Annotated in this window: 24 protein-coding genes; 8 read left to right on the top strand and 16 right to left on the bottom strand. The window is 66.9% G+C overall.

The features are described from left to right. Window positions 1-47: 47 nt before the first annotated feature. The 4 genes from AC24R4_RS06570 to AC24R4_RS06555 form a co-directional block, all read right to left on the bottom strand. Window positions 48-1,280, bottom strand: coding sequence for a glycosyltransferase family 4 protein (locus tag AC24R4_RS06570; RefSeq protein WP_487522536.1), 1,233 nt, complete (start codon window positions 1,278-1,280; stop codon window positions 48-50). Further along, on the bottom strand, window positions 1,277-2,422 hold the full coding sequence (locus tag AC24R4_RS06565; RefSeq protein ID WP_487522535.1) for a glycosyltransferase family 4 protein: 1,146 nt from the start codon (window positions 2,420-2,422) through the stop codon (window positions 1,277-1,279). Before AC24R4_RS06565 ends, AC24R4_RS06570 begins: the two co-directional genes overlap by 4 nt. A 37-nt stretch (window positions 2,423-2,459) precedes the next feature. After that, entirely contained in the window at window positions 2,460-3,080 is a 621-nt protein-coding gene (locus AC24R4_RS06560; protein ID WP_153948691.1) for a putative colanic acid biosynthesis acetyltransferase, read from the bottom strand. 122 nt (window positions 3,081-3,202) lie between these two features. Continuing rightward, complete coding sequence (locus tag AC24R4_RS06555; RefSeq protein WP_487522534.1) at window positions 3,203-4,471, bottom strand: WcaI family glycosyltransferase; 1,269 nt, start codon at window positions 4,469-4,471, stop codon at window positions 3,203-3,205. A 311-nt stretch (window positions 4,472-4,782) separates the two neighbouring features. On the opposite strand from AC24R4_RS06555, the gene AC24R4_RS06550 reads away from it, so the two are divergent. Continuing rightward, a complete protein-coding gene (locus AC24R4_RS06550; RefSeq protein ID WP_487522533.1) occupies window positions 4,783-6,186 on the top strand; it encodes a polysaccharide biosynthesis protein in 1,404 nt (467 codons plus the stop codon). 301 nt (window positions 6,187-6,487) lie between these two features. Here AC24R4_RS06550 and AC24R4_RS06545 read toward each other — a convergent pair whose 3' ends face one another. The 7 genes from AC24R4_RS06545 to AC24R4_RS06515 form a co-directional block, all read right to left on the bottom strand. Next, window positions 6,488-7,936 carry a hypothetical protein gene (locus AC24R4_RS06545; protein ID WP_487522532.1) on the bottom strand — a complete coding sequence of 483 codons (1,449 nt, stop codon included), beginning with the start codon at window positions 7,934-7,936 and terminating at the stop codon, window positions 6,488-6,490. A gap of 17 nt (window positions 7,937-7,953) precedes the next feature. Next, a complete protein-coding gene (locus AC24R4_RS06540) occupies window positions 7,954-8,943 on the bottom strand; it encodes a GDP-L-fucose synthase family protein (protein ID WP_487522531.1) in 990 nt (329 codons plus the stop codon). Further along, entirely contained in the window at window positions 8,936-10,126 is a 1,191-nt protein-coding gene (gene gmd, locus AC24R4_RS06535; protein WP_487522530.1) for a GDP-mannose 4,6-dehydratase, read from the bottom strand. Before gmd ends, AC24R4_RS06540 begins: the two co-directional genes overlap by 8 nt. Window positions 10,127-10,234: 108 nt before the next feature. After that, on the bottom strand, window positions 10,235-10,783 hold the full coding sequence (locus tag AC24R4_RS06530) for a cupin domain-containing protein (protein WP_487522529.1): 549 nt from the start codon (window positions 10,781-10,783) through the stop codon (window positions 10,235-10,237). 194 nt (window positions 10,784-10,977) lie between these two features. Beyond that, window positions 10,978-11,919, bottom strand: a complete 942-nt coding sequence (locus tag AC24R4_RS06525) for a helix-turn-helix transcriptional regulator (RefSeq protein ID WP_487522528.1) — start codon at window positions 11,917-11,919, stop codon at window positions 10,978-10,980. Window positions 11,920-12,828: 909 nt separating this feature from the next. Beyond that, window positions 12,829-13,062 carry a YXWGXW repeat-containing protein gene (locus AC24R4_RS06520; protein ID WP_400396673.1) on the bottom strand — a complete coding sequence of 78 codons (234 nt, stop codon included), beginning with the start codon at window positions 13,060-13,062 and terminating at the stop codon, window positions 12,829-12,831. Between the two features lie 71 nt (window positions 13,063-13,133). Next, a complete protein-coding gene (locus AC24R4_RS06515; RefSeq protein ID WP_029050781.1) occupies window positions 13,134-13,259 on the bottom strand; it encodes a hypothetical protein in 126 nt (41 codons plus the stop codon). A 565-nt stretch (window positions 13,260-13,824) separates the two neighbouring features. Between AC24R4_RS06515 and AC24R4_RS06510 the strand changes: the two genes are divergently transcribed. Both AC24R4_RS06510 and cynS read left to right on the top strand, forming a co-directional pair. Continuing rightward, on the top strand, window positions 13,825-13,965 hold the full coding sequence (locus AC24R4_RS06510; RefSeq protein WP_153948684.1) for a hypothetical protein: 141 nt from the start codon (window positions 13,825-13,827) through the stop codon (window positions 13,963-13,965). A 62-nt stretch (window positions 13,966-14,027) separates the two neighbouring features. Then, the gene (gene cynS / locus AC24R4_RS06505) at window positions 14,028-14,471 is read left to right on the top strand and encodes a cyanase (RefSeq protein ID WP_066737728.1); all 444 of its coding nucleotides are present in this window, start codon (window positions 14,028-14,030) and stop codon (window positions 14,469-14,471) included. Between the two features lie 68 nt (window positions 14,472-14,539). On the opposite strand, the gene AC24R4_RS06500 is transcribed toward cynS, so the two are convergent. Beyond that, entirely contained in the window at window positions 14,540-14,704 is a 165-nt protein-coding gene (locus AC24R4_RS06500) for a hypothetical protein (protein ID WP_194946549.1), read from the bottom strand. Window positions 14,705-15,046: 342 nt separating this feature from the next. On the opposite strand from AC24R4_RS06500, the gene AC24R4_RS06495 reads away from it, so the two are divergent. Further along, entirely contained in the window at window positions 15,047-15,802 is a 756-nt protein-coding gene (locus AC24R4_RS06495; protein WP_400395336.1) for a phosphoribosyltransferase, read from the top strand. Here AC24R4_RS06495 and AC24R4_RS06490 read toward each other — a convergent pair. From AC24R4_RS06490 to AC24R4_RS06475, 4 genes are all read right to left on the bottom strand, one after another. Next, entirely contained in the window at window positions 15,777-16,301 is a 525-nt protein-coding gene (locus AC24R4_RS06490) for a LeuD/DmdB family oxidoreductase small subunit (RefSeq protein WP_400395335.1), read from the bottom strand. The two genes, AC24R4_RS06495 and AC24R4_RS06490, sit on opposite strands and share 26 nt — an antisense overlap. Beyond that, window positions 16,298-17,617: a 3-isopropylmalate dehydratase large subunit gene (locus tag AC24R4_RS06485; protein WP_400395333.1), complete on the bottom strand. Its 1,320-nt coding sequence runs from the start codon at window positions 17,615-17,617 to the stop codon at window positions 16,298-16,300. The genes AC24R4_RS06490 and AC24R4_RS06485 overlap by 4 nt, the downstream gene beginning before the upstream one ends. Continuing rightward, a complete protein-coding gene (locus tag AC24R4_RS06480; RefSeq protein WP_400395331.1) occupies window positions 17,614-18,630 on the bottom strand; it encodes a tripartite tricarboxylate transporter substrate binding protein in 1,017 nt (338 codons plus the stop codon). The genes AC24R4_RS06485 and AC24R4_RS06480 overlap by 4 nt, the downstream gene beginning before the upstream one ends. Window positions 18,631-18,729: 99 nt before the next feature. Then, a complete protein-coding gene (locus AC24R4_RS06475) occupies window positions 18,730-19,512 on the bottom strand; it encodes a GntR family transcriptional regulator (protein ID WP_029050775.1) in 783 nt (260 codons plus the stop codon). Window positions 19,513-20,209: 697 nt separating this feature from the next. Here AC24R4_RS06475 and AC24R4_RS06470 point away from each other — a divergent pair. The 4 genes from AC24R4_RS06470 to AC24R4_RS06455 all read left to right on the top strand — a co-directional run bounded on the left by AC24R4_RS06470 (window position 20,210) and on the right by AC24R4_RS06455 (window position 24,204). Next, a complete protein-coding gene (locus AC24R4_RS06470; protein ID WP_487522527.1) occupies window positions 20,210-21,778 on the top strand; it encodes a hypothetical protein in 1,569 nt (522 codons plus the stop codon). Window positions 21,779-21,954: 176 nt separating this feature from the next. Further along, entirely contained in the window at window positions 21,955-22,368 is a 414-nt protein-coding gene (locus tag AC24R4_RS06465) for a hypothetical protein (protein WP_400396767.1), read from the top strand. Further along, window positions 22,365-23,063 (top strand): C39 family peptidase, encoded by a 699-nt coding sequence (locus tag AC24R4_RS06460; protein WP_400396765.1) that lies wholly within the window; start codon window positions 22,365-22,367, stop codon window positions 23,061-23,063. The genes AC24R4_RS06465 and AC24R4_RS06460 overlap by 4 nt, the downstream gene beginning before the upstream one ends. Window positions 23,064-23,076: 13 nt before the next feature. Next, window positions 23,077-24,204, top strand: coding sequence for a hypothetical protein (locus tag AC24R4_RS06455; protein ID WP_487522526.1), 1,128 nt, complete (start codon window positions 23,077-23,079; stop codon window positions 24,202-24,204). Window positions 24,205-24,235 lie beyond the last annotated feature (31 nt).

Raw genomic sequence — 24,235 nt, 5'->3', positions numbered from 1 at the left:
TCCAGCGACGTCGCGGGCCTCGATCTTCGAGGCCTGCTGTCATTGGGTCACGCGTTGCGGGCCGCGTTGCTGTGCGCCTTGGGCGCGCTGATGGCGGCAATCGTGCGGTCCAGCACGTCCTCGGCGCGCTGCCGTTGCGCCTGAAAATGGATGAGCAGCGCGGCGCGCCGGGCCTCGGCGTGGCCGTCCGGTGACATCAGCTTGCGCAGCCAGGCGATGGCGTACTCCGCGAAATCGGCGTCGCGCGGCACCAGCACCCCGTTGCAGTCATCGATCATCGAGCCGATGCAGCCGCGATCGTTGGTGATCACGGGCACGCCGTGGCTGTGGGCCTCCAGCAGGATCAGCGGCGCGGCCTCGTTGTGGTAGGTCGTCGGGAACAGCAGCGCGTCCAGATGGCGGAAGAATGCTTCCTTCTGCGCGCCGTGCACCGGCCCCAGGTAGCGCACGCACGGCGTGCGGGCCAGCTCGGCGTCGAACCGGGCTCGGATGTCGGGCGCCACGGGCCCCGCGATATGCGCGCAGACCGGCATGCCGATTTCCTGCGCCAGCCGCACGACCTCGAAGAACGTGAAGATGCCCTTGGCCGCCGTGATATTCGACAGGAAGCCGACCCGGATCGCCTCGGCGGCCGCTTCCGGGGGCGGGGCGTCGGCCGACGCCGGCGCGGACGCGTCCGGCAGGTCGATCAGGCTCAGGTTCGAGAGCACCTGCACGTTGCCGGGCGGCAGCTTGTAGATGCGGGACAGCTCGGCGCCCATCGTGTCGCACAGAACCAGGTGCCGGGCGCGCGGCGCGCAACGCATGATCAGGCGGGTGTACCAGGTGGGGCGGTTGATGTAGGCAAAGCTGTGGTGATGGAAGTAGATGGCCATGCCCGCCAGGTTAGCCAGCGCCACGAACGGTGCGTCGAGCAACTGTCCGAGCCCGCCCGACAGTCCGAGATACAGCGTGTGGGGCCGCTCGTTCACGATCAGGCGGCTCAGGCGCCACAACTGCCGTGCACGATTGGCAAGTGCCTTCAGGCCGGCCGCGCGCCCCGTGGCCCGTTTGGCCACGTCGAGCACCTCGACCGGCGCATGTTCGCGAATGCGGTCGAGCATGCGCTGGTTGGATGCCGAAAAGCCGTTGTGCGGCGGCGGCAGGGGCCCCAGGAAGACCACGGGCCGGGTCAGTGCCGCCGGCGGCCGGTCGGACTCGATACGCGGCGTGGGCGCGGGTGGCGTGCCGGCTTCGGCGGGCTGTTTGGCAATCGGCCCGAAAGCGTTGGGCAGGGTCATGCTCGTGCATCCTCCAGTATCTTGAGGCAGCCTTCCATGATCGAGCGGCCGGCGCACTCGGGCGAGTATTGCGCGGCCACGTCCAGGCAGTGCCGCATTGTCACGGCGACGTCGGCAAAGCTGCGGGTGGCGCGCAGCAGGGTACGGCTCAGGTCGGCCACATCGCGCGTGACAAAGGTGTGGCCCGTCAGGCCGTCCTGGACCAGCTCGGGAATGCAGCCGCAACAATCGCTTACCACGATCGGGCAGCCATAGCTCAGTGCCTCGTTGACGACGAGGCCCCAGGCCTCGGTGTGGCTGGGCAGCACCAGGCAGGTCGCCCGGCAATACTGTTGCGCCAGCTGGTCGATATCCATGGCACCCAGGAACTGCACCGCATCGGCGATGCCAAGCGATTCGGCAAGCTGCGGCATCTGTTCGGACTCGACGACCGGCCCGGCCAGCACCAGCGTGGCCGCCGGCTGCTGGCGGCGTACGTCGACGAAGGCGCGCAACAGGTCCTCGATGCCCTTGGCGCGGCATACCAGCCCCACGAACAGAAAGCGGGGACGATCCGGCGATGGCGCGTTGGCCAGCCGCATGCTGGCGGCCGACTCGGCGCTGTAGGTGTGCGGCAGTGCGGCGGCCTGGCAGCGGTAGACAATGCGCGCGGGATCGGCGCCCATGGCGATCACGTACTCGGCGGAACGCTGGCCGTAGACGAAGATGCCGTCGCACTGGCGGAAGAAAAAGCGCTTGAGCTGTCGTTTGAGCGGGTGATCGGCCTGGTCGCGCATGGTCGAATCGCAGAACACGCCGCGGCGCTTGCCCGCCAGCATGCAGGCGGCCAGCATGGCCCAGAACTCCACCCGGTGATAGCCGGGCATGAGGATCAGCCGGCTGCGTGAGCGGAATACCTCGCGCATCAGCCGCAGCGATACCTTCCACGCCGGAATGGTCTCGTAGGGCGCGTCGAACAGGATCTGGTACGGGTACCGGTGGTAGCTGGTGTCGACACTGCTGTAGGCGGAGCGGCCGTAGCCGGTGGCGGAGATGTGGAAGAAGCGTACGTCCTGCCCCTTGCCGCGCGCGTGCGAAAACGCCTCCGTGAACACAGCGCCCTTGTACTTGGGCCAAAGCATGTTGTGATAGATGTCGATCATCGTCAGTCCCTGGGCTGCGAAATGACCTGGCGGCCGTCTAGTCGGCGTGGAGGGCTTCCACGTCCAGCGGCGCTCCGGCCGAAAGCGATGGCGATGTGTCGCCGGGCGGCGCGTCGTCCAGCCTCGGACGCCGCGGGCGGCACGGACTTCCCATGCAGACCATGCCGGCAGGCATGTCGCGGAACACGGCACTGTGGGCGCCGATCACCGCGCCGCGGCCAATCGTGACACCCGGCGCGACGAAGCAGTGGCTGGCCACCCAGGCTTCATCGGCGATGCGTATCGGACGGCCGCGTATGGCGAAGTCGCTGCGCCGGTAGTCGTGGTCGCCGGCGCAAAGGTAGGTGTACTGCGATACCACGGCGTGATTGCCGATCTCGATCTCGGCCAGGCTGTACAGTTCGGCGCCATCGCCAATCCACGCGTAGTCGCCGATCCTGACCTTCCACGGGTAGGTCACCCGTACGCTTGGGCGAATCACCACGTCGCGGCCCACCTGGGCGCCGAAGCAGCGCAGCAGCCAGCGGCGGAAGCCGTTGGCAAACTGGGGCGAGCGATGGAACAGCAGGCTCTGCACACACCACCAGAGCTGCACGACCAGCGCCGAGCGGCCACGGAACCCGGGCGGCATCCGGAAGGTCGACAGATCCTGAAACATGTTGGGGCTCCCTTCATCCGGCGAACCGGAAACGATGTCCCGATGCTGGCGCTGCAGCGCCGCATCTACAGTACGGAAGCCCACAGAACCGTGGCGCACGCCAGCTCGCTGCACCGTCACGGCTAGTCGCCGACGGAGTCGACCGTGGCGGTGGTGGGGCTGGCGATCGGGTCGGCGGCATGCAGGCGCAGCAAGGTTTCCTCGAACGTGGCAAGCACGGCATCCCGATCCAGGTGCGCTTCGGCCCACGCCTTGCCCGCCGCGCCGAGCATGCGGCTGCGCAACGGGTCGTCGGCAAGGGTGACGATGGCCTCGGCAAGCGCGAGACTGTCGCCCGGTTCCACCACGATGCCGCACTGGATGACGAGCTTGCCCAGTTCGGTGGCCGGCGCGGCGGTGGCCACCACGGGTTTGCCGCTGGCAAGCATCGCCGCAAGCTTGGACGGCAGCACCAGGTCCGCCGCGTCGGCGCGCTGGGGCATCAGGTGGATGTCGGCCGCGGCCAGGAGTGCGGAGAAGTCCGCCCACGGCTGCAGCGGCAGGAAGTGGATGCGCGGCAGGCCCTTGCATCGCGTGCGCAGGTCCTCGACGCCGGCCCCCTCGCCACAGAAGACGAAATGCAGGGTTTCCCGTTCGCGCAGGTGTTCCGCCGCCTCCGCCAGGATTTCGATGCCCTGCTTGGCGCCGATGGTGCCGGAGTACAGGGCGATCACGGCATCGGCCGGGATGCCGAGCCGCTTGCGGTAGTCGGCATCGCTGCGGCGCGCAAGGCCCTGCAGGTCCAGCCAGTTCGGCAACATGGTCAGGCGGCTTTCGTCGACGCCCTTGCGCCTGGCCAGCGCCACCATCGCGTTCGAGACCGACGAGACATGGTCAAAGCGCGTCAGTACAAAGCGTTCCACGGCCGTGGCCATACGGCGCAGCCATTTGCCCTTGAGCAGGCCCAGTTCGAACGCGGCATCGACTTCGTAGTCGTGGATGTGAAGCCAGATCTTGGCATTGGTCAGCCGCGCGAACAGCAATGCCGCGGGGCTGCAGAACAACGGCGGCTCGACGATGAAGATCACGTCGGGGCGCCACTTTGCCTGGCGCACCAGCCAGCCGATGCTGGTCAGCGCGAACGATGCCAGGTGCAGCACGCGCTTCAGGCCGCTCGGGCGCGCGGGAACCCAGAGCGGTGCCCGCATGACGTCGACACCATTGCGCATCTCTCGCTGGTAACGCAGGCCGGCGTAGGCCGGATCGACCTTCCAGGCGGGATAGTAGGGCGGTGCGGTAATGACCCGCACGTCGTAGCCGTGGGCGGCCAGCCATTCCGCCTGCTCGCCGGTGTACTTGCCGATGCCGGTCAGTTCGGGAGCATAGTTGAGGCAATAGAGCAGGATTTTCATCGCTTGTTCTGTCCTGGCGCCGTGTGGCGGATGCGGGGGGCGTGGATGGCACTGCGCCGGGCGCGCCTACCCCCGCACGGCGAGCCAGCTTCGCAGTCTACGCAGCGCATGCCGTCGGCAATGTTCGACGCCGCACGCTCTGTGCCCGGCGCTGCGCACCTGTGGGGGAGCGAACAGAGATGTGAGGTGCAAGCGGCTACCCTCCACTGCGACGGGACTTTCCATCGTTGCGGAAGTCCACGCTCCCAGCATGTGCCGCACAGGGCATTCGGGGCGGGCGTGCAACGGTTGCTGGCAATGCGGAGGCGTGCGTGACGACAACAAAAGGCGGGCTGCTCGACAGCGATACCACCATGGGCATATCGCCGCCGGGAAGCGATTCCCGCGATCAGGGCGCGACCGAACGGGCGCGCCAGGCCACCCGGGCGTTGCGCCTGGCCGTCGCAAGCTCGATGGTGTCCAAGGCGTGCAGCATCGGGCTGCAGGTGGTGAGTATCCCGCTGTTTGCCAAGGTGCTGGCCCCCGACGATTTCAGCGCGATGATGGTCTACTTCGGCATCTCGGCATGGCTGTCGCTCGTGGCGATCGGCGTCTGGCCCACGATCACGTCGATCGCTGCCGACGACAAGAAGGGGGGTCTGCTTCCGGGCGTGCTGGCGGTGTCGGTCGGCGGCCTGTCGGCCATCTTCGCGTCGGTGGTGGCGCTGGTGCTGATCCTGCGGCCGACGCTGGAGTCCAGCGGCGTCAACCTGTTCTCCGCCAGTCACTACGGTCTGTTCACGGCGGCGCTGATCTGCTACGCCATGCTGACCGTGCTGTCCGTGGGCGAAGCCGTGAACCAGGGGCAGCATCGCCAGCACGTCAACAACCTGATCACGGCGGGTGGCAGCGTGCTGAACGTCGTGTTCATCCTGCTGGTGACGTTCGCGCGCGAACCCGGCCAGGAACATGTGGACGTGACGCTGCTGTTCGTGGCCAGCCAGCTCGGCTTCATCCTGTTGCGCCTGTTCAATATGACGACCGTGTTGATACGCGTCGGACGGCCCCGCTCGTACCCCGGGAAATCGTTCGCCCGGGAGCTGGCCGGCAACACGCGGGCGCTGGTGCAGGCCCAGCTTGCGGTGGCGTTCCTGCAGCAGGGCACCGTGCTGCTCTGCTACGAAATGGGCATGCCGCGCGACGCCGCGCTGCTGGCCCTGCTGTTCCGGGCCATCATGCTGCTGCACAGCTTCGTCTTCATGATCAACCAGCCGCTCTGGCCCATCATCCATCGCAACATGCTGGCGGGCGACTGGCGCTGGGTGTCGCGCACCTACCGCAGGCTGGCCACGTGCTACATCAGCTACGGCCTGCTGGCCATTGCCGTCGCGGCCGTGGCCGGAAGCGCGGCGGTATCGCTGTGGACCGCGCACGAGTACGTGATCTCCAACGGCCTGGCGGCGCTGTGTGCCGTGTACTTTGCCGTGCTGGTGACATCGGCCGCGAGCACGCCCGTGCTGATGGGCGGCCAGGCATTCGCCAGCCTGGGCAACATCGGCACGATGGAATTCGTGGCCGCCTCCGTGGGCTGCATCGTGCTGTACGCCTGCCACGCCGTGAACTTTCCGAACATCGTTGCCATCCTGATCGCCGCCAATGCGGTGACCGCGCTCTGGATGACGCCGACCCGGGCCGTGGGCCTGATCCGTCGCGGCCGGCTTGCCGGAAGGCACTGATCTGGCGGCGCGCAAGACGCAGAGAGAGTGGGGGCGGAAGGACAGTCGTAGGCCCGGGTGCCGTGCGGCAGGACCAGGAGGAGCCGCAGGAGCCGCCAACAACGGTATTCGGCCCCAGTGCCGTCGCGAATGGCCGGCCGGCAACGGTTGGCCGGTGTGGCCGGTCATGATCCGCCATTCACAGCGAAACACCCCGGAGCCAATGCAGAACGCCCCGCCGTGCCGAATGCCGCGGGGCGTTTTGTTGTCTGGGTGCAGCGAGGCTGGCGAAGCCACCGGGCAGAGAACCGCCCGGCCGATGTCAGTGCGCCGCGCGGGCCGGCTGTGTCCGTGGCAGCTGCGCGCGCTGGCTGCGCGGGACACGACGCTTGCGCCTGCCGCCGACGAACCAGCCGATCGTCATGAACGCCAGCACGGCCCCGCTGCCGTAGGCCACCGCAATCATCAAGGCGCCACGCAGCGCAAAGATCAGGAACAGGGCGAAATAGATACCGGCGGGCCGCGCCACGGGGCCATCGGCCCGGTACAGGCGGTCGAGCAGGCGCACGCACCACGCCAGGCCGACGGCGTAGGCAATGACACCGAACACGAAGAAGTCGATATAGGCCTCCGCGATCAGCGGCGCCGACAGGTTATCGAATTCGAGCTTGTGGTAGACCATCAGGAACTGGCCGATATCGATGCCGGTGGCATGCGGCTTGGCTTCCCAGAGCGTGTGGGGCACGAAGAACAGCAGGCTTCCCAGCAGCTGTTCGCCATAGCGCACCCCGTTCATGTTCACCATGTCAAGCACGGTGCAGATATTGGCCCAGGCGTCGTAGTGCAGATCGATGAAGTGTTCGAAGTATATCCAGGGGTCGAGCACGTCGGTAGGACGCCAGGACGTCATGTCCGCGTGAGTGAAGACCGACAGCAACGGAAAAAAGACGCCGGTCAGCAACAGCAGCGTGGCGGCCTGCCGGCGTGACGTGCGCGAGAACCACGGCACCACCAGCAGCATGAGCCCCAGGTAGACCGGTCCGATGGCGTTGCGTTTCTCGATCAGCGGATTCTGCGCGAAGAACACGCAGACCAGCAGGAACAGGGCCAGCAGCAGCCAGAACGGCTGGCGCAGCAGTTTCCAGCCCTTGACGTTCACCAGCATCAGCAAGGCGGGAACGGGCAGGAAGCACAGGAACTTCTGCTGCAGCAGGTACTGCGGCGTAGCCTCGATGATCTCCGACTGCGCCCGCAGGTCGATCGACTGCCAGGAAAGTGCCGCGGCCACGGCGGCCACGCCAGCCAGGACGAAGCCGCGCGGCACGGTCAACCGTGCCGCGTAGCCGTGGTGGGCGGGATGCGCCTGGCGAGGGCCCGGGCGCGGACGCTGGTACCGGTCGCGCCTGGCGATGTAGCAGCGCGCGCCGACATACACCATGATAAACAGCGTGCACAGCAGGTTGGTGGCCACGGCGGGCGCCTCGGACAGCGTGGCGGTGTTCACCATCTGCCCGTCGAAGTAGGCGCGCTGCACCGCGGGCGCCACGACCAGGAACAGGATCTCGAACAGCAGGGCCCCCGAGTCTCCCAGCGACGGCTCGCGCTCGCGCGCGTGGACCATCCAGTGCATGACGACGGTCGCCGCCAGCAACAGGGTGGACAGCAGAAGCATCGGCGAATCGATGTTCGAGATCGCGTGGCAATAGCCCACGATCCCGAACAGCGTCGTCGCCAGCAACATGTCCCAGAGGGACCCGGCCGACAGGCGCATGACGTCCTCCCTACTTGCTATGCGGGGGTTTCCATTGCGAGGAACTCTGGCAGCCGTTTGGTCGACAGCGCATCCTGGTACGCGATCCGCAGGCCCGTCTCCAGCGCCATGAGGGGCCGCCAGCCGGTGGCATTGATCAGGCTGCTGTCGAGCCGCTTGCGCGGCGTGCCGTCCGGTCGCGTGGTGTCGAACCGGATGCTCCCCTCGAAGCCGACCACCTTGCCAACCAGCAGTGCCAGGTCGCGGATCGTCACTTCCTCGTCGGTGCCCACGTTGAGGAAGCCGGGCGCGCCCGCATGCTTGCGGTAGACCTGGCTCGACAGCGTCATCACGTGCACGCAGGCGCGCGCCAGGTCGTCCGCATACAGGAATTCGCGCAACGGCGTGCCGGACCCCCAGATGCTGACCTCCGAAGCACCAGCCAGCTTGGCTTCGTGGAAGCGCCGGATCAGTGCCGGGATGACGTGGCTGTTCTCGGGGTGGTAGTTGTCGCCCGGGCCGTACAGGTTCGTGGGCATCACGCACCGATAGTCGGAGCCGTACTGGCGGTTATAGCTTTTGCACAGCATTATCCCGGCGATCTTGGCCACCGCATACGGCGCGTTGGTCGGCTCCAGGGGGCCGCTGAGCAGCGCCGATTCCTGCATGGGCTGCGCCGCAAGCTTCGGATAGATGCAGCTCGACCCCAGGAACAGCAGTCGGTTGACGCCGCTGCTCCACGCCTCGTGGATCACGTTGGCCGCGATCATCAGGTTCTGCTGGATGAATTCGGCGGGGTACGTATCGTTCGCGTGGATGCCCCCGACGCGGGCGGCCGCCAGGTAGACCTGGGAGATCCGCTCGGTCGCGAAGAAGTGCCGGACCTCCAGCTGGTCGGTCAAATCGAGTTCACTGTGCGTGCGCAAGACAAGTTCCACGTCATCGCGCGTGGAAAGTGCACGGGCAATGGCGGAGCCGACCATGCCCCGGTGGCCTGCGATGAAGATTCTCTGGATATCGTTATTCATGGTGGTCGTATGTCCTGAAGCCTGCCATTTTGACCAGCGCATCGCGGCGGGCCGAAAGGAAGTCCGCCTCGATCATTTCATTGACCAGCTCCGGGAAGCTGATGCGCGGCGTCCAGCCCAGTTTCTCGCGAGCCCGCGTGGCGTCGCCAAGCAGCGTTTCCACCTCCGTGGGCCGGAAGTATCGGGGGTCAACGCGCACGATCACATCGCCCACCTTGCAGCGGGACGACAACTGCCGGCCATCGTGGTGGATCGCCGAAATGATGCCCACCTCGTCCACGCCGCTGCCTTCGAACGTGACCGTGATGCCCAGGCGCTGCGCCGCGCATGCCACGAATTCGCGCACGCTGTGCTGTTCGCCGGTAGCAATGACAAAGTCTTCCGCCACGGATTGCTGGAGCATCAGCCATTGCATCTCCACGTAATCGCGGGCATGGCCCCAGTCGCGCAGCGCGGACAGGTTGCCCAGATAAAGCGTGTCCTGCAGCCCCAGCGCAATCCGGGCGATCGCGCGCGTGATCTTGCGCGTGACGAACGTCTCGCCGCGCACCGGGCTTTCGTGGTTGAACAGGATGCCGTTGCAGGCGTACATGTTGTAGGCCTCGCGGTAGTTCACCGTGATCCAGTAGGCGTACAGCTTGGCGGCCGCATACGGGCTGCGCGGATAGAACGGCGTGGTTTCCTTCTGCGGGATCTCCTGCACGAGGCCGTACAGTTCGGACGTGGACGCCTGGTAGAACCGCGTGTCCTTTTCCAGCCCCAGGATGCGCATCGCCTCGAGCAGCCGCAGCGTGCCGACGCCATCGGTGTTGGCGGTGTATTCGGGCTCTTCGAACGACACCTGGACATGGCTTTGCGCGGCCAGGTTGTAGATCTCGTCGGGCTGGGACTGCTGCACCACGCGCACCAGGCTGGCCGTATCGGTCATGTCGCCGTGATGCAGGATGAGCCGGCGGTTGTCCGCCTGCGGGTCCTGGTACAGGTGGTCGATGCGATCCGTGTTGAACAGCGAACTGCGCCGCTTGATGCCGTGGACCTCGTAGCCTTTCTCCAGCAGGAATTCCGCCAGGTACGAGCCGTCCTGGCCGGTGATACCAGTGATCAGCGCGCGACGGGTACCGTTGCGTCCACGCGGCAGCTGCGCCGCCTGATTGTCGAGTTTTTCCAGATCGCTTGCGCCCATGACCGTCACATGTTGGTTGCGGATGGGATGGACTCTATGGGCGGCGCAGGGGTGTCACTGTCTGGTATCCCACATAGTCGGGCCGGCCCTCCCGCACGCCGTACGGCCTCAGAGAGGCACTCCCATCAGGACGACGGTGGCGGCCACGCGGCCCGTGCGACGCAGCACCGGGGCCAGCCGATCGCCAAAGCGCGCAAGCAGCCCGCCCTGGCCGTGCCGCCCACGCGCCAGGCGGCGCGCCACGCGGACTGGCAGCCGCATGCCGGGCGGAATCGACGCGTGGCAAAAGGCGATCTTGCGCACGTAGTGGTCAACCTCCCACACCCACGAGGATCCGTACGGAAAATACGCCACGTCGCCCTGGCACAGGGTGCGGCTCATGCCATGGCAGTCCGTGACCCGCACACTGCCTTCGAGGATGACGACGACTTCGTCGAATTGATAGTGCCAGTCGAACTTGCTGCGGGTGCAATCCCAGATCGTGGTCCACGCGCCGCCGTCGTGCGTTGCGGAGTGATCGCGGCAGCGGGTGACTGGCGTGCCAGCACGAATCCAGGTGGGCTCTATCGGGCTCGGCTGGTCCGGCATGGCGCTGGTATGGCCGAAGACGCCGGAGTGTGGGAGATGTCGCGGATCGGCTTTCGGGCTGCCGAGCATGGAAGTTCCTCCTGTCACGTTGGGCCGCCGTGGGGCGAGAGGCAATCGTTGCCGATCACGCCAGGTGGAAATGTGCGAAAACGCACGCATGAAACAGGACCATCAGCAAAACGCCGCGCCATGCGTTGTCCCAAAACAAGGCGGGCGCCGCGTGATGCCGGCGCCCGACTGTCGGGTTAGCGCGACGGCGCCTTTTAGAGAGGCAGGCCGGTCTCGAAGGAAGTGTCGTCGAGGCGCGAAAGCGGCTTGCGTGCGCTGGCCGCGCGTGCGGAATGCTGGTCGCCGTTGACCCACTCCAGCGTCGCGCCGCGCTGTAGCGCCGCATAGACCGCTTCGCCCTTGTTGCGCACCTTGAGTCGCTGGTAAAGCGTGCAGGCGTGGCTCTTCACCGTGGCCACGGAGATATTGAGCATGCGGCTGACCGTCTTGATCGGATAGCCGCGCGCCAGCAGCACCAGCACTTCGTATTGGCGCGGCGTGATCTTGAGCATCTCCGCTTCGTCGTAGCTGGGCTCTTCCTCGGCCATCGGCAGGCCGTGGGCGGGCGTGACGGGCGCCGCGGCGATGGGCGTGCCAGGGCGCAGGCTGGTCAGGTCGCGCACTGCCACGGCGGCACGCATGGCACTGGCACAGGCCGATGGCGATACCGCGTCCTGCGGTGTGACGGGCGACAGCGGCAGCGGGGCCGCAGACGCCAGCGACGTGGTGGCCGGCATGGCCGACCGCGAGGCCACGGGCGGTGCCGCGGCGTCACCCGCGAACATCAATCCCTGCACGCTGGATATGGCCAGGCGGATGGCGGCCTCGATCACGGCCAGCGATGCCGATTTGGGCAGGCAGCCGCAGATGCCGCGCGCGGCGTCGGGCGACGGCACATGCAGCGGAAGGCTGTCGGACAGAACCAGGATGCGCTGTGGCGTGAGCCGTTCCCGGGCCTGTTCCAGCTGTTCCCAGCCGGTGGCCTGGTCGGCGGGCATGCCGAAGACCAACAGGTCGGCGTTTCGGTGCGGGATCTCCAGGCGGTTGATGTCGGCTGGCGCCAGCGCCAGTACATGTCCGGATTCCTGGATGGTTTCGAGCATCTGCAGCAGCCCGAGCCGGAGCAGCGGATGCTCCTCGATCAGCAAGGCGTTCATTCTTCTTGACTCCCCGTTTGTGGGTGAGATGCGGGACGCTTTGCGTGTGGGAACTACGCCGCTGGACTGTGCGGACCACCGTGGATGGCACCGCTTGCTTCAGCTGTAACCCCGTGCTTCCGTGTCTGTCGACGCCCGCTTGTTAGAAGGGCTTGTCCGCGCGACCAGAAGTATGACCCGTACCTTAACCCGAAAGAAAATCTCGCTCCTAAATCGAAACTTAAATTCATCTTATGGGCTGGTTGGTACGAATGCAAGCGCACGGGTTGGGGTTGATGTGGAGATGTAATGCACTCCACCTCATAATCCATTGCCTGGATCGTGCATTTGGCTGGAGAAGTATTTGCAAAGCCATCCAGCCGGCCTTGCCACAGGGGTTTCACGATTGATACATCACGCCGGGAAGTTGTTTCACGCATGCAACCGATCGGAATGAAAATGGTGTGGTGAATATCAAAAACTCACCCGCTTGGGGGGTGTGGCATTAACGGAAATGGTGTTTGGTGGCGCATTGCTGAAACCCCTCGAAAATGTTCCGGATGCCAATATTTTCCGCTGCGACTTTGGTGGGGATTCCGTCGGACTAGTGCAAAAGGATGAAGGGCGGATCGTGCCTCGGCAGGAAAGAAAATCGCGTTGTACCGTTGCCGTCTCCCGACCTTCAACCTGCCCGGGGTGGCTGTTGCGGCACGCCCGGAAAGCGTCGCGGGCCGGACCCCATGCCCGTGGGTCCGGCCCGCTTCGCTGTCTTGATACCGCACACCCGGCTGCCGTGATCGCCTCTGGCATCAACGGTCAGGCACGAGCGTGCGCGGACTTACCCGGCGTTGCAGGACTTCAGCGTCCCCAGTAGCCGGGGCGCTTGTACCAGCCGTGCGGGCCATGCACCCAGCGGTCGGGCACATAGCGCTAGCCGTGGCGCGCCGACTGCCAGTAGCCGCCACGCCACGCATACCCGTTGCTGGCGCGGTCATAGTGTCCCGGCACCCAGACCTGGCCCGGGCGCGGTGCCGGCCGTACCTCGTGGCGCGGGGCCGGGGGCGGGTTGTCGTAGTACCCATGGGCCTGCGCGGCAGGCGACAGCAGTCCAAAGACGCCACCCGTGGCAAGGACGGTGGCAGCAAGCAGGATCTGGCGTTTCATGTGGATCTCCTTGAGGCGAGGGCGCCGGAAATATGAGGGAAGCAGGCGGTCGATCGTCAGGCGCGATTCGCTCAGTAGCGGCCGCCGCGGTAGTAGTCGTGGTGGTAGTGCGGGCCACGCGGCGGCACCACGATGCACGCCGACAGCAGGGCGCTGGTGGTGGTCAGCAGGATGGCCAGGGCGATTGCGCGTTTCATGAGAGGGACTCCGTATCCGGTTCGCGTTGAACACGAGTTCACTCTAGCGGCGCACACTGTGCGAACGCGGTTGCACTTGTAAGGCTGTCTCACACATGGTCCGGTCCCGGCCAGCCTCCCCGTGCACGCCGATGCCACCCGCAACGCCTGATGGGGCAAGGGTTTGCAGGAATGTGACGTAGGCGTCGGAAAGATGTCTGACCGGTCAGCGGCAGGTAATGTGGCGTTACATCGGAAATGAGTCCTGCAAAGATTCGGCGATGTCCGCGGCGGTTGCCGGCCGCCGCCGTATCCGTTGGCGAGGGCGCCTCGCACGCTCTGACTGCTCCTGTCATCGCAAGCGACGTCCGCGACGTTTTCCGCAGAAACGGGTACGCTTCGGGCATGCCGGATGCGTGACCGGTTCCCCGTGGCGGTGCGTGGGCCGCGCCATCGGGGGTGGCGGCGCGACGTCGAACGCCCCACGATGCGTCATCGCACCCGCCGAATATCCCAAAGTCCGTGCCGGAGCGATGGCACGAAGCTTGCGCCAGTCTGTTTGCCGTATTCCCGGAGGGAGGACGTCATGCCGGTCATGTTCATCGTGCTGGTTCTGCAGGCACTTGAAGGGCTGAGCCCGCTTACCGTGCCCCAGTTCGCACGGGCAAGGTTCGACGATGGCGCGGCCGATGCCGTAGCGGTCATCGAGCGCACGCAGTCGCCCTAGCCGCGCGCCGGCGCGCCGGTTCTCCGGGGAAACACCATCCATACCAGACCGGAGCAACCGACATGAATCGCCAGGACGTGACCGACCTCATCATCGAAGCCAAGGTAACGCGCGGCATCTCGTGGGCCCAGGTGGCCGACCGCGTGGGCAAAAGCAAGGAATGGACGACCGCCGCCTGCCTGGGCCAGATGACCTTCGACGAGGCCGGCGCACGCGCCGTGATGGAGATCTTCGACCTGCCCGCCGAGGCGGAGCCGTGGCTGCGAACCGTTCCCTACAAAGGATCTCTGCCGACGCAAGTACCCACTGACCCGCTGATCTACCGGTTCTATGAACTGATCAGCGTGTACGGCACCACGTTCAAGGCGCTGATCAACGAGGAATTCGGCGACGGCATCATGAGCGCCATCGATTTCCGGATGGACCTGCAGCGCGAGGCCGATCCCAACGGAGACCGGGTGCGGATCGAAATGTCCGGGAAGTTCCTGCCTTACAAGACCTACTGAAGCCCGGCGGAGGGGGGCGGCCGCCTTGCGCGGCCTTGCCCCATTGCCGGCGCAAGGCCGGCCCTGATTCAGCCGAAGTATTCCTGGTAGTAGCGCGCGCACGTGCCCGTCGGGCGGAACGTGTAGGGCAGTTCGGCCATGGCGGCCGCTTCCAGCGAACCAAACGGGATGTCGAGATCGGCCTCGGTGCGATCGGCCACGTCGTCAGGGCGGGAGATGTGTTGCGGATTCACGATTACGCTCACTCAGTCGGGGGCGGCTCGTGGGCCGCCGCGTTGCACGGGATGGGTCGTCGGGCGGAATTTGTCGCCCCGCAGCAATCCTACGGAACCATCGCGCCAAGATCATCGGGCGGACGCTGAAAAGACTGTTCCAGTTCGCGGATCAATCGCCGGCGCCTATCCCCCTCATAGCGGCGTATGCGCAACAAACCGCGCGGCCGGCCGCCGCAACCCGGACAGGGAAAAATCCCCCGCCGCACGCACGCCCCGGGTCTATAGTGGCTGTGGAACGCGCACCGCAAGCGATTCGTAAGCGGTTATTCACTTTCACGCCATCTGTTGCGGGAGCCCGCCATGAGCCTGCCGCCATGCTTTGCCGACCGCCGCGAGGCGGGCCAGTATCTGGGCCGCCGCCTGGTCGAACTTGGCTACGCGCGTCGTGCCGACGGCGATCCGCCGCTGGTGCTGGCCTTGCCGCGTGGCGGTGTGCCTGTCGCCCACGAGGTGGCGCTGGCCGTCGAGGGCAAGCTGGATATCCTGCTGGTCCGCAAGATCGGCGCGCCGGGCTACCCCGAACTGGCGCTCGGCGCCGTGGTGGAGGGCGATGACAGCGGCCACGGCCCCCATACGGTCATCAACGATGACCCCTGGGTGCAGCGGGCGGTGGAATCGGGTGCCTTCGATGCCGAACGCGGACGGCAGCTTGGCGAGATCTGCCGCCGCCAGCAGCGTTATCGCCAGGGGCGCCCTGTGGTGGCGATGGCAGGCCGATGCGTGATCGTGGTCGATGATGGCGTGGCGACGGGCGCGACGATGCGCGCCGCGCTCGATGCCGCGCGCATGGCGCGGGCGGCTCGTATCGTGGCCGCCGTGCCGGTGGGTTCCGCGCAGGGGCTCGACACGCTGCGCGAAGTCGCGGACGAAGTCGTCTGCCTGAACACGCCCGCCAGCTTCGGCGCGGTCGGTGCGTTCTATCTCGATTTCACCCAGACGTCGGACGACGAGGCCATGACGCTGCTGCGCGAGGCCCGGTGCGCGTCCACGCTGCCGCACCCGGCGGCACGGCCCCGTGGCGATCTGCCGCTCAGGGACGGCCCGTTTGCCCGCTGAGGCGCACTTTCAGGTGCGGTACCAGCCCGCCCGCATGTAGCAGGGCGCGCAGGAAGTCGGGCACCGGTTCGCATGCCACGCGGGAGCCGTCCTCGAGCCGCACTTGCGCGCCGTCGAGATCGAATGTGACGCGCGTGGCATCGACGAGCGTATCGGCCTGCGGGCAGACCAGCACGGGCAGGCCGATATTGATCGCATTCCGATAGAACAGGCCGGCGAACGACCGGGCCAGTACGGCGGCCACGCCCAGATGCCTGAGCGCCTGCGCGGCCTGCTCGCGCGACGATCCCATCCCGAAATTGGTCCCCGCCACCACGATGTCGCCCGGCCGGACATGCGTGGGAAAGTCCGCGCGCAGGTTCTCCAGGCAATGGCGCGCCAGTTCGTCGATGCCGGACTTCATGTACGGACCCGGCGCCATGGCGTCGGTATCCACATCGTCGCCAAAGCGCCAGATGCGTCCTGCGGGCGAATGGGAGAAATCGGGCGCAACGGTCATGCGAGCAGCGTCCGGGGGTCGGTGATTCTGCCGGTGACGGCGGTGGCCGCTACGGTCATCGGCGATGCCAGCCAGACCGCGCTGCCGGCGTCGCCCATGCGGCCCGCGAAATTGCGTGCGGTCGAGGCTATCGCCCGGCTGCCGGCCGGAAAGCGGCTGGCGCCGTAGCCGGCGCAGGCGTTGCATGCGTTGGGCAGCAGTTCGGCGCCGGCATCCAGCAGCACACCGAGCGTGCCTTCGTGCAGGGCCACTTGCTGGTCGCGCGCCGACGCCGGCGCCACGCGCAGCGACATGCCGGCGGCCACCCTGCGCCCGCGCAGCACGCTTGCCGCCATGCGCAGGTCTTCGAGCTTGGCGCCAGTACACGCGCCGATATAGGCGATGTCGATCGCCTGACCTGCAGCCTGCGTCACGGGCGCGCCATTGGCCGGGCTGTGCGGCGCGGCCACATACGGCACGAGCGTCGTGGCGTCGAAGCGATGCGTCAGGAGCACCGGCGCATCGGCATCGCTGCGCCACTGGCGCGGGTCGATGGCCGCCAGCGTTGCCGTGTCCACACCGGCCTGCGCCAGCCACGCCATGGTCGTGGCATCGGGCGCGATCAGTCCTGTCTGCGCCCCCAACTCGGTACACATGTTGGTGAGCGTCATGCGTTCCTGCATCGGCATGGCGGCAATCGCCGTGCCGGTGAATTCGATGGCCTCGTAGCGGCCGCCGGCCAGGCCCAGCGTGGCGCACAGGAACAGCATGATGTCCTTGGCGCAGACGCCCTCGGCCAGCTTGCCGTGCCAGTCCAGGCGGATGGTCTGCGGCACGCGCAGCCAGATTTCGCCGGTGGCCAGTACGCCGGCCATTTCCGTGGCGCCCACGCCGAACATGTACGCGCCAAAGGCGCCGCCGGTGGGGCTGTGGCTGTCGCCACCGACGATGAAGCGGCCCGGCAGCACGAAGCCCCGCTCGGGCAGCACCAGATGGCAGATGCCCTGGTTGTCGATGAGATGGGGGATGCCGGCCTCGCGCACCCAGTCGCGCGTGAAGCGCACGATGGCTTCGGCATCGGGGTCCGCCGCGGGTACATAGTGGTCGGTGACCACGACATAGCGCGATGGGTCCCACACCCGGGCGCCCAGTTCCCGCAACAGCGGCGCCACGCGGCGCGGCCCGCTGGAGTCGTGCGACATCGCCAGATCGACCTTGCACATCACGATGCTGCCCGGTGTGACATGGGCCGTGCCGGCCGCGCGCGCAACGAGTTTTTGCGCGAGCGTCGCCGGCAGTTGCAGGGGGTCGACGGCGTTGCCGCTGGACAGGGTCATTCCGGCTGGGCTCCGGAGTACTTCACCACCGTGGCCCAGCGTTTGACGTCCTGCTTCACGAAATTGGCGAATTCGGCCGGCGGCATGGCGCTGGGCTGGGCACCGTCGTTTTCCAGACGCTTGCGCACGGCAGGCTGTTCCAGGCCATGGCGTGCTGCCTGATAGAGCGTCTGTGTGATCTCGGGCGGCAGGTTGGCCGGACCGAAAAGGCCGAACCAGGCGCTCGACTCGAAGCCCTTCACGGTCGCGCCGATCGGCTGCACGCCGGGAAACTGCGGTAGCGGCGTGGGGCTGGTCACGCCCAGCACCTTGAGCTTGCCGGCCTTGACATGCTGCGCCACGTTGATGGTGCTGGCGAACATCAGGTCCACCTGGCCGGCCAGCAGATCGGTGATGGCGGGGGTGGTGCCCTTGTACGGAATATTGACGATGTACGTGCCCGTCATCATCTTGAACATGTCGCCGGCCAGATGCACCGACGAGCCCACCGACCCGATACCGAAATTGAGCTTGCCGGGTTCGGCGCGTGCCAGCCGGATCAGTTCGGGAATGTTGTTGGCGGGCAGCTTCGGCGTGGCCACCAGCACGCTCGGCACATTGGCCACCAGCGTGATCGGCGTGAAGTCCGCGATCGGATCGAACGGCAGCTTCTTGTACAGCGACGCGTTGATCGTATGGCTGGTGAAACTCATGAGCAGCGTGGTGCCGTCGGCCGGGCTCTTGGCCACCATGTCGGCGGCGATGTTGCCGCCGGCGCCGGGACGGTTCTCGACCACCACGGGCTGGTCAAGCGTCTGCGAGATTTCCTGCGCGATGGTGCGGGCCAGCGTGTCGGTGGTGCCGCCGGCGGGAGCGCCCACCAGAATGCGGATCGGCTTGCCGCCGGCAATGGCCGCATGGGCGGCTGGCGCTGCCAGCAACGATGCCAGGGCCAGCAGCGCGAGCGCGCGGCGGCGGCCTGGTCGGGTGGGGGTGCGGGCCGGATGATGCGCGCCCGGGCGAATGACTGGCATGACAAAGGCTCCTCGCAGTGTGATCTGGAGTGCGCAGTATGGCCCGAAATGCCTGGCCCGGAAAAGGCTTCGGGGCGCAGGGATATCCCTGCGCCGCGATCAGTCGCGCAGGCCGGTGCGGGTTTCGTTTTCCACCCACACGTTCGCGCTGTCGCCGCCGCCCATGGGGGACAGTTCCATCCGGTACTCATAGCGGTCCGGACGATACTGGCCCATCAGCAGCTGCACCGGGCGCCCGGCCTTGTCCAGCACCACACGGCGTACCGCCAGCAGCGCGCCGCCCACGGGGACGTCGAGCAGCGGTGCCACGACGACATCGGCCAGGCGCGCGGTCAGCACCTGCGACGCGCGTCCGAGCTCGACACCGGCGGCTTCCAGCAGGCGCAGCATCGGCGTGGACTCCAGGTCCTTGCGCGCCAGCGGGCGGCCCAGGTCGGCAGGCAGGTACGTGGTGATGTGCGACAGCGGCCGGCTCTTGTAGTGGCGCACGCGCACGATCTTGATGACGGGGTCGCCCACCTGGATCTGCAGTGCCTCGGCCACTTCGGGCGTGGCATGCACTTCGTCGATCGAGATGACCTTGACCGCCGTCTTCTCGCCCATGTCGATGATGGTGCCGAGCAGGCTGGTGACACGTTCCTCGGCGGCCTGCGGCTTGACCGGGTGCGGGTTCACGAAGGTGCCCAGACCGCGGTGCCGGCGGACCAGGCCTTCCTGCACCAGGCGGTCGAACACGCGACGCATCGTCACGCGCGATGCATGGAACTGTTTGGCTAGGTCGATCTCGCCAGGCAGCGGACCCTGGCCGAAACGGCCTTCCACGATCTGCTGGCGGAGCACCACGTAAATCTGGTGATACAGGGGGACGACGGCTTCACTCATGGTTTGCCCTGGCGAATGCGCTAACAAGTGTTGACGCGACTAATGTACTGTAAATCAGACATAGAGCCTAGCATGAAACACCGCTGCGGCGTCCCGGCTACTGTGTTACGACACATTTAAAGGCGGCCGCCGCCGCAGCATCCAGGTTCCGCAAGAAACGCTGCCCGATCCATGCGATTCCCGTCGCGCGCAGCTTGCCTGCGCGGGTAACCCGCGGGACCCTATTCCATGTGCCGCCGCATGGATGACCTGTGGATAACCCCCGGGCGACCGGGACCGCCCGAGAGCGGCGTACAGACCATCGCCGGGCCCCTGTTTCATGGCCGTTACGCCGCGTGGCCATGCGGGTTGGCGGGAAGGTGCGCGCTAACTCATTGAATGGAGGCGGGTTTTCGGCGGGGTGTTGGCGGTTGGCCGACTACCGGCCGGAACCGGTGTCACAGCCCTGTGACATGTCTACTGCCAAGCACAGGCCCGCGCGGGCCGATAGGCGCGAATCCATCCTGAAAGTTCCTTCCAGAGCGTCCGGCAGCCGTTGTATTTCAACGGAATTCTGCGATGTGCTTGCGGGCTGGCACTGAATATGCGCAAGGGGAGGCTGGTCTGGTCACCGTGCCGGACCTGAACCTCCAGCCGATGTTCTCGAGAGCGCCGGCCGGAGGCTGAGCCGCAGTAACAAACTTCCTGGGAGCTTCGTATGAAAAAGACTTTACTTGCGTCGGCGATTACCCTGGTTTTTGCAGGCACGGCCTGGGCGAATCCGACGAACAACAACACCACCGGAGGCGGAAACGATCAGACGGCCACGGCGACTTCCACGCAGTCCGGACCGGGAAACCACGCCAACGAGAATTCCACTGCGACTCAGGACAACTCCGACCGTAGCACCACCACCAGCACCGATACACGGACGGCAACGCTGACGTCGAACCGGACGTCCACCCGGACGTCGACCGCCACGAACTCGCGCAACCGTACCGACCAGGACATGTCCGGCTACGGTAACGCGGCTGCCGCCAACGGCAGCTCCGCTACCGCCAACTTCTCCAACTCGTTCAACAGCAGCCGGGCGCTGGCCGTCAGCAGGCTGAGCGGCACGGTGTCAGGCAATGCCATCTCCAACATTGGCAACTACGCCACGAACAGCGGTGGCGCCAACGGCGCGACCGGCGGCGCAGGCGGAAATGGTACGGGCGGCACGGGTCAAGGCGGCTCGGGCGGCAATGGCGGCAATGGCGGCGCCAGCGGCAATGGCGGCGCTGGCGGCAGCGGCGGTTCGGCCAACAACGGCAGCGCCACGGCGGGTGCCGCAAGCAATGGCAGCTCGACGGCTGGCACCGGCGGCGCCGGCGGCGCGGCGTCCGGCAGCGGCGGCGCCGGCAGCGGCGGCCGCGGCTATGGCGGCGATGCCCTGTCGGCCAGCCTCAGTGCTGGCGGCCGTGGCGGTTCTGCCCTGGGCGCGGGCGGCAGCGCAGGCTCCGGGTCGCGTGGCGGCGCGGGCGGCGACGGTGGCTCGGCTCGTGGCAGCGGCGGCTCCGGCCTGGGCGGCGGTCTGGGCGCAGGCCTGGGCGGCGGCCTGGGTGCCGGCGGCAGCAGCGGCTCATCGAACCAGTCGAATGACCGTGGCGCAGGCAATGCGGGCACCGGCACGGCAACGGCCGGCGCTGGCGGCCTGGGTTCCGGCACCGGTACGGGCACTGGCACTGGCACGGGCACAGGCACCGGCGCAACCGGCACGGGCACGGGCGGTGCGGGCGCGGCAGGCGGCGCCGCAGCGGCGACGGCAAGCGCCGGTGCGGGCACTGGCACGGGCGGCGCTGGCGGTACGGGCACGGCCACGGCAGGCGCCTCCACGGGCGGTGCTGGCTCGGGTACCGGCGGCAACGGCGGTGCGCAAACCAGCGTAGCCGGCAACGGCGGCGCGGGCGGTACTGCCACCAACGGTGGTGCATCGACCTCGGCCTCGAATGGCAGCGCCACGGCCGGCAACGGCGCCGTGGGCGCCACCTCGGGCGCTGGCGGTGTGGGCGGTGCTGGCGGTGTTGGCCAGGGCGGCACGGGCGGTACCGGCAACGGTGCGGTCGGTGGTGCTGGCGGCTCTGGCGGTACCAACTATGTCGATGCCGGTACCTTCAACATGTCCAACGCCATGACCAGTGTCGGTCAATCGGCCGCGGGCATCATGATCGCCAACCAGAACAGCGGCATGGCATCGCTGGTGCAACAAAGCGTCAATGTGCAGGCCAACATGCAAGTTGGAAAGTAAGCCGTCCTGACGCGTGGTCTGTGCCGCTCCGCACGGAGCGGCACGGCCCGCCAGGATCGAATGACAGGACAGCGCGGCGCGGCGGTTGCGTTTGCGCTGTCATGTCGAAAGCCTGCAGGTCCGAAGTCATGGTCCGGATGGGGGCCATGTCCACGGAGCACGAGGGGAGACGCACCATGCGATCGCATCGCCCAGCTGTCGTGGCACTCTCGACAGCCTTACTGGCCTGGCCGTTCATGCAGGCCAATGCAGGGCCGCCCAGCGCCGAGGCTTCCGCCACGGCCGTAGCGGTCGCAAGCCGTGACACGGGCGCAGCCACAGGTCCGAAACTGAACATATTTGGCACGGCCGCGGCTGCCGTGGCGACCGAGAAACTCGACGATGTGCGCGGTGGCGCCGAAGTGGTGGTCAACGACATGCGCCTGCATGGCACGGTTGGCGACAACGCGGCCATCAACACGTTCTCCGGCAGCAATATCGTGTCGGAAGGATCGTTCTCGAACGCTTCGGGCTTGCCGACCGTGATCCAGAACACGGGCAACAACGTACTGATCCAGAACGCGACCATTCTTAACGTCCAGTTCAAATGATCATGCGCAGCCTGCTGTGTAAGACCGCTTGCGCGATGGCGGTGCTGGGCGGCGTTGCGGCCGCCCACGCCGACACGATCCGCGTGCCGGGCGACCAGGGCAACTCGTACTACGTGCCGGTCACCAGCCTGCGCGAGGCGCGTTTCCGCACCACGATCCGCCAGCAGTACGACTTCAGCTGCGGCTCGGCGGCGGTGGCCACGCTATTGACGTACCAGTACAACGTCCCGACGTCGGAGCAGACGGTCTTCGCCAACATGTACGTCAACGGCGACCAGGCGAAGATCCGCGCCGAGGGCTTTTCGCTGCTCGACATGAAGCGGTTCCTGGAGTCGCGCGGCTTCCAGGCCGACGGCTACGAAATGCCGCTGTCGAAACTGGAGGAGGCGCAGATTCCGGCGATCGTGCTGATCGTCGAGAACGGCTATCACCACTTCGTCGTCGTGAAGGGCGTCAAGGGCGACCGGGTCCTGATTGGCGATCCGGCGCGCGGCACACGTGCGCTGGAGCGCGCGCACTTCGAACAGATCTGGGACAGCAGCCTGCTGTTCGTGATCCACAACCGTACCGATCAGGCGCGGTTCAACCTGGCCGCGGACTGGCGTGTCGCGCCGAGCGGCCCTTACTGGATGGGAGTACCCCGAGACAACCTGTTCTTCACCGTCATGCCAAAGCATGGCGCCTCTGATTTTTGAGCTGAGGAACATCATGGCCCAGACAAGCAATTCCAACGCGCCCAGACGCACAGCCGGTCAAGCCACCGCTGCCGTGCTGCTTGGCGCGGGCCTGGCCTGCGCTGGCAATGCGCAGGCCGGCGCCGGCGCGCTGGCCACGGAACACACCGACGTCGCGGAAAGCGCCGCCGTGGCGATTCCGACCGCGATCGACATGGTCGCGCTGCCAGCCGCCACCGAACTGGCGGCCCTGGCGCCACTGGCTGAACCCGCGGCCGATCCGCCTTCCGTGGCGGCCAGATTGCCGGGCGTGCCGATTGTTCCGGTCCATGTGGCCGCCCGGGCAGCATCCGTTTCCGAACCCGTTTCAGAACCTGTCGTGGTCGCAGCGGTCGCCGAAGCGCCTGCGCGAGTGGTTCCGGTCGACAAGGCCAGCGTGGCCCGGCATCACCCCCCTGAGGATCCGCTCGCGGTGGCCATGACACTGGCCGGGCGGGATCCCGGTGCGCCGGTGGCCGATGCGCGCAAGCAGATGGCCAAGTGGAAGCCGGTCGCGCAGGCGCGGCTTGAAGCATCCCGCGGCGGCTTCGATGCCGGGGGGCTGCAGGTGGGCTTCGGCATCGATCGCGCGGTGTTCGTCAACGGCGCGCTGGCGGTGTCCACCAGCATCACCATTCCCGATATCAGCAGCATCACCGCCGCGCAGGCCAGCCAGCTGGCCCAGGCGCTGGGGCAGGTGACCGTGGCGGTGACAGCGGCCAACAGCGCGGCCAACGCAGCCGTGGCCGCCGCCCAGGGCGCCGCGGCCAACGCACAGGGTGCGGCAGGCACGGCCAGCAGCACGGCCAGCGCCGCGGCCACCGGCGCCGCGAGCATGGCGGCTGGCGCGGCGGGCGTGGCGCAGCAGGCCGTGGCCAATGCAACGGGCACGGTCGTGACCAACGGGTTGCTGACGGTGATCCAGAACGGCGCCGGCAATACGGCCAACCTCGGTGCGGTATCGAACATGCCCGGTACTGTGATCCAGAATAATCTCAACAACCAGAATATCCAAAGCCTGATGACGCTCAACGCGAGCGTGAATACCCTGGCCGCATTCCGTACACAAATGGCCAACACCGCGTTGAACAGCGTTCTTCAAAGGTCAGCCGCAATGAGGTAGTCGCGTGTAGTCATGAACAGGCGCGGGCCCC

The sequence above is a fragment of the Cupriavidus sp. CER-90 genome (genome assembly GCF_057652055.1).
Note: the sequence above shows the minus strand (reverse complement) of the source record. Positions and strands in the feature narration are given on the sequence as shown.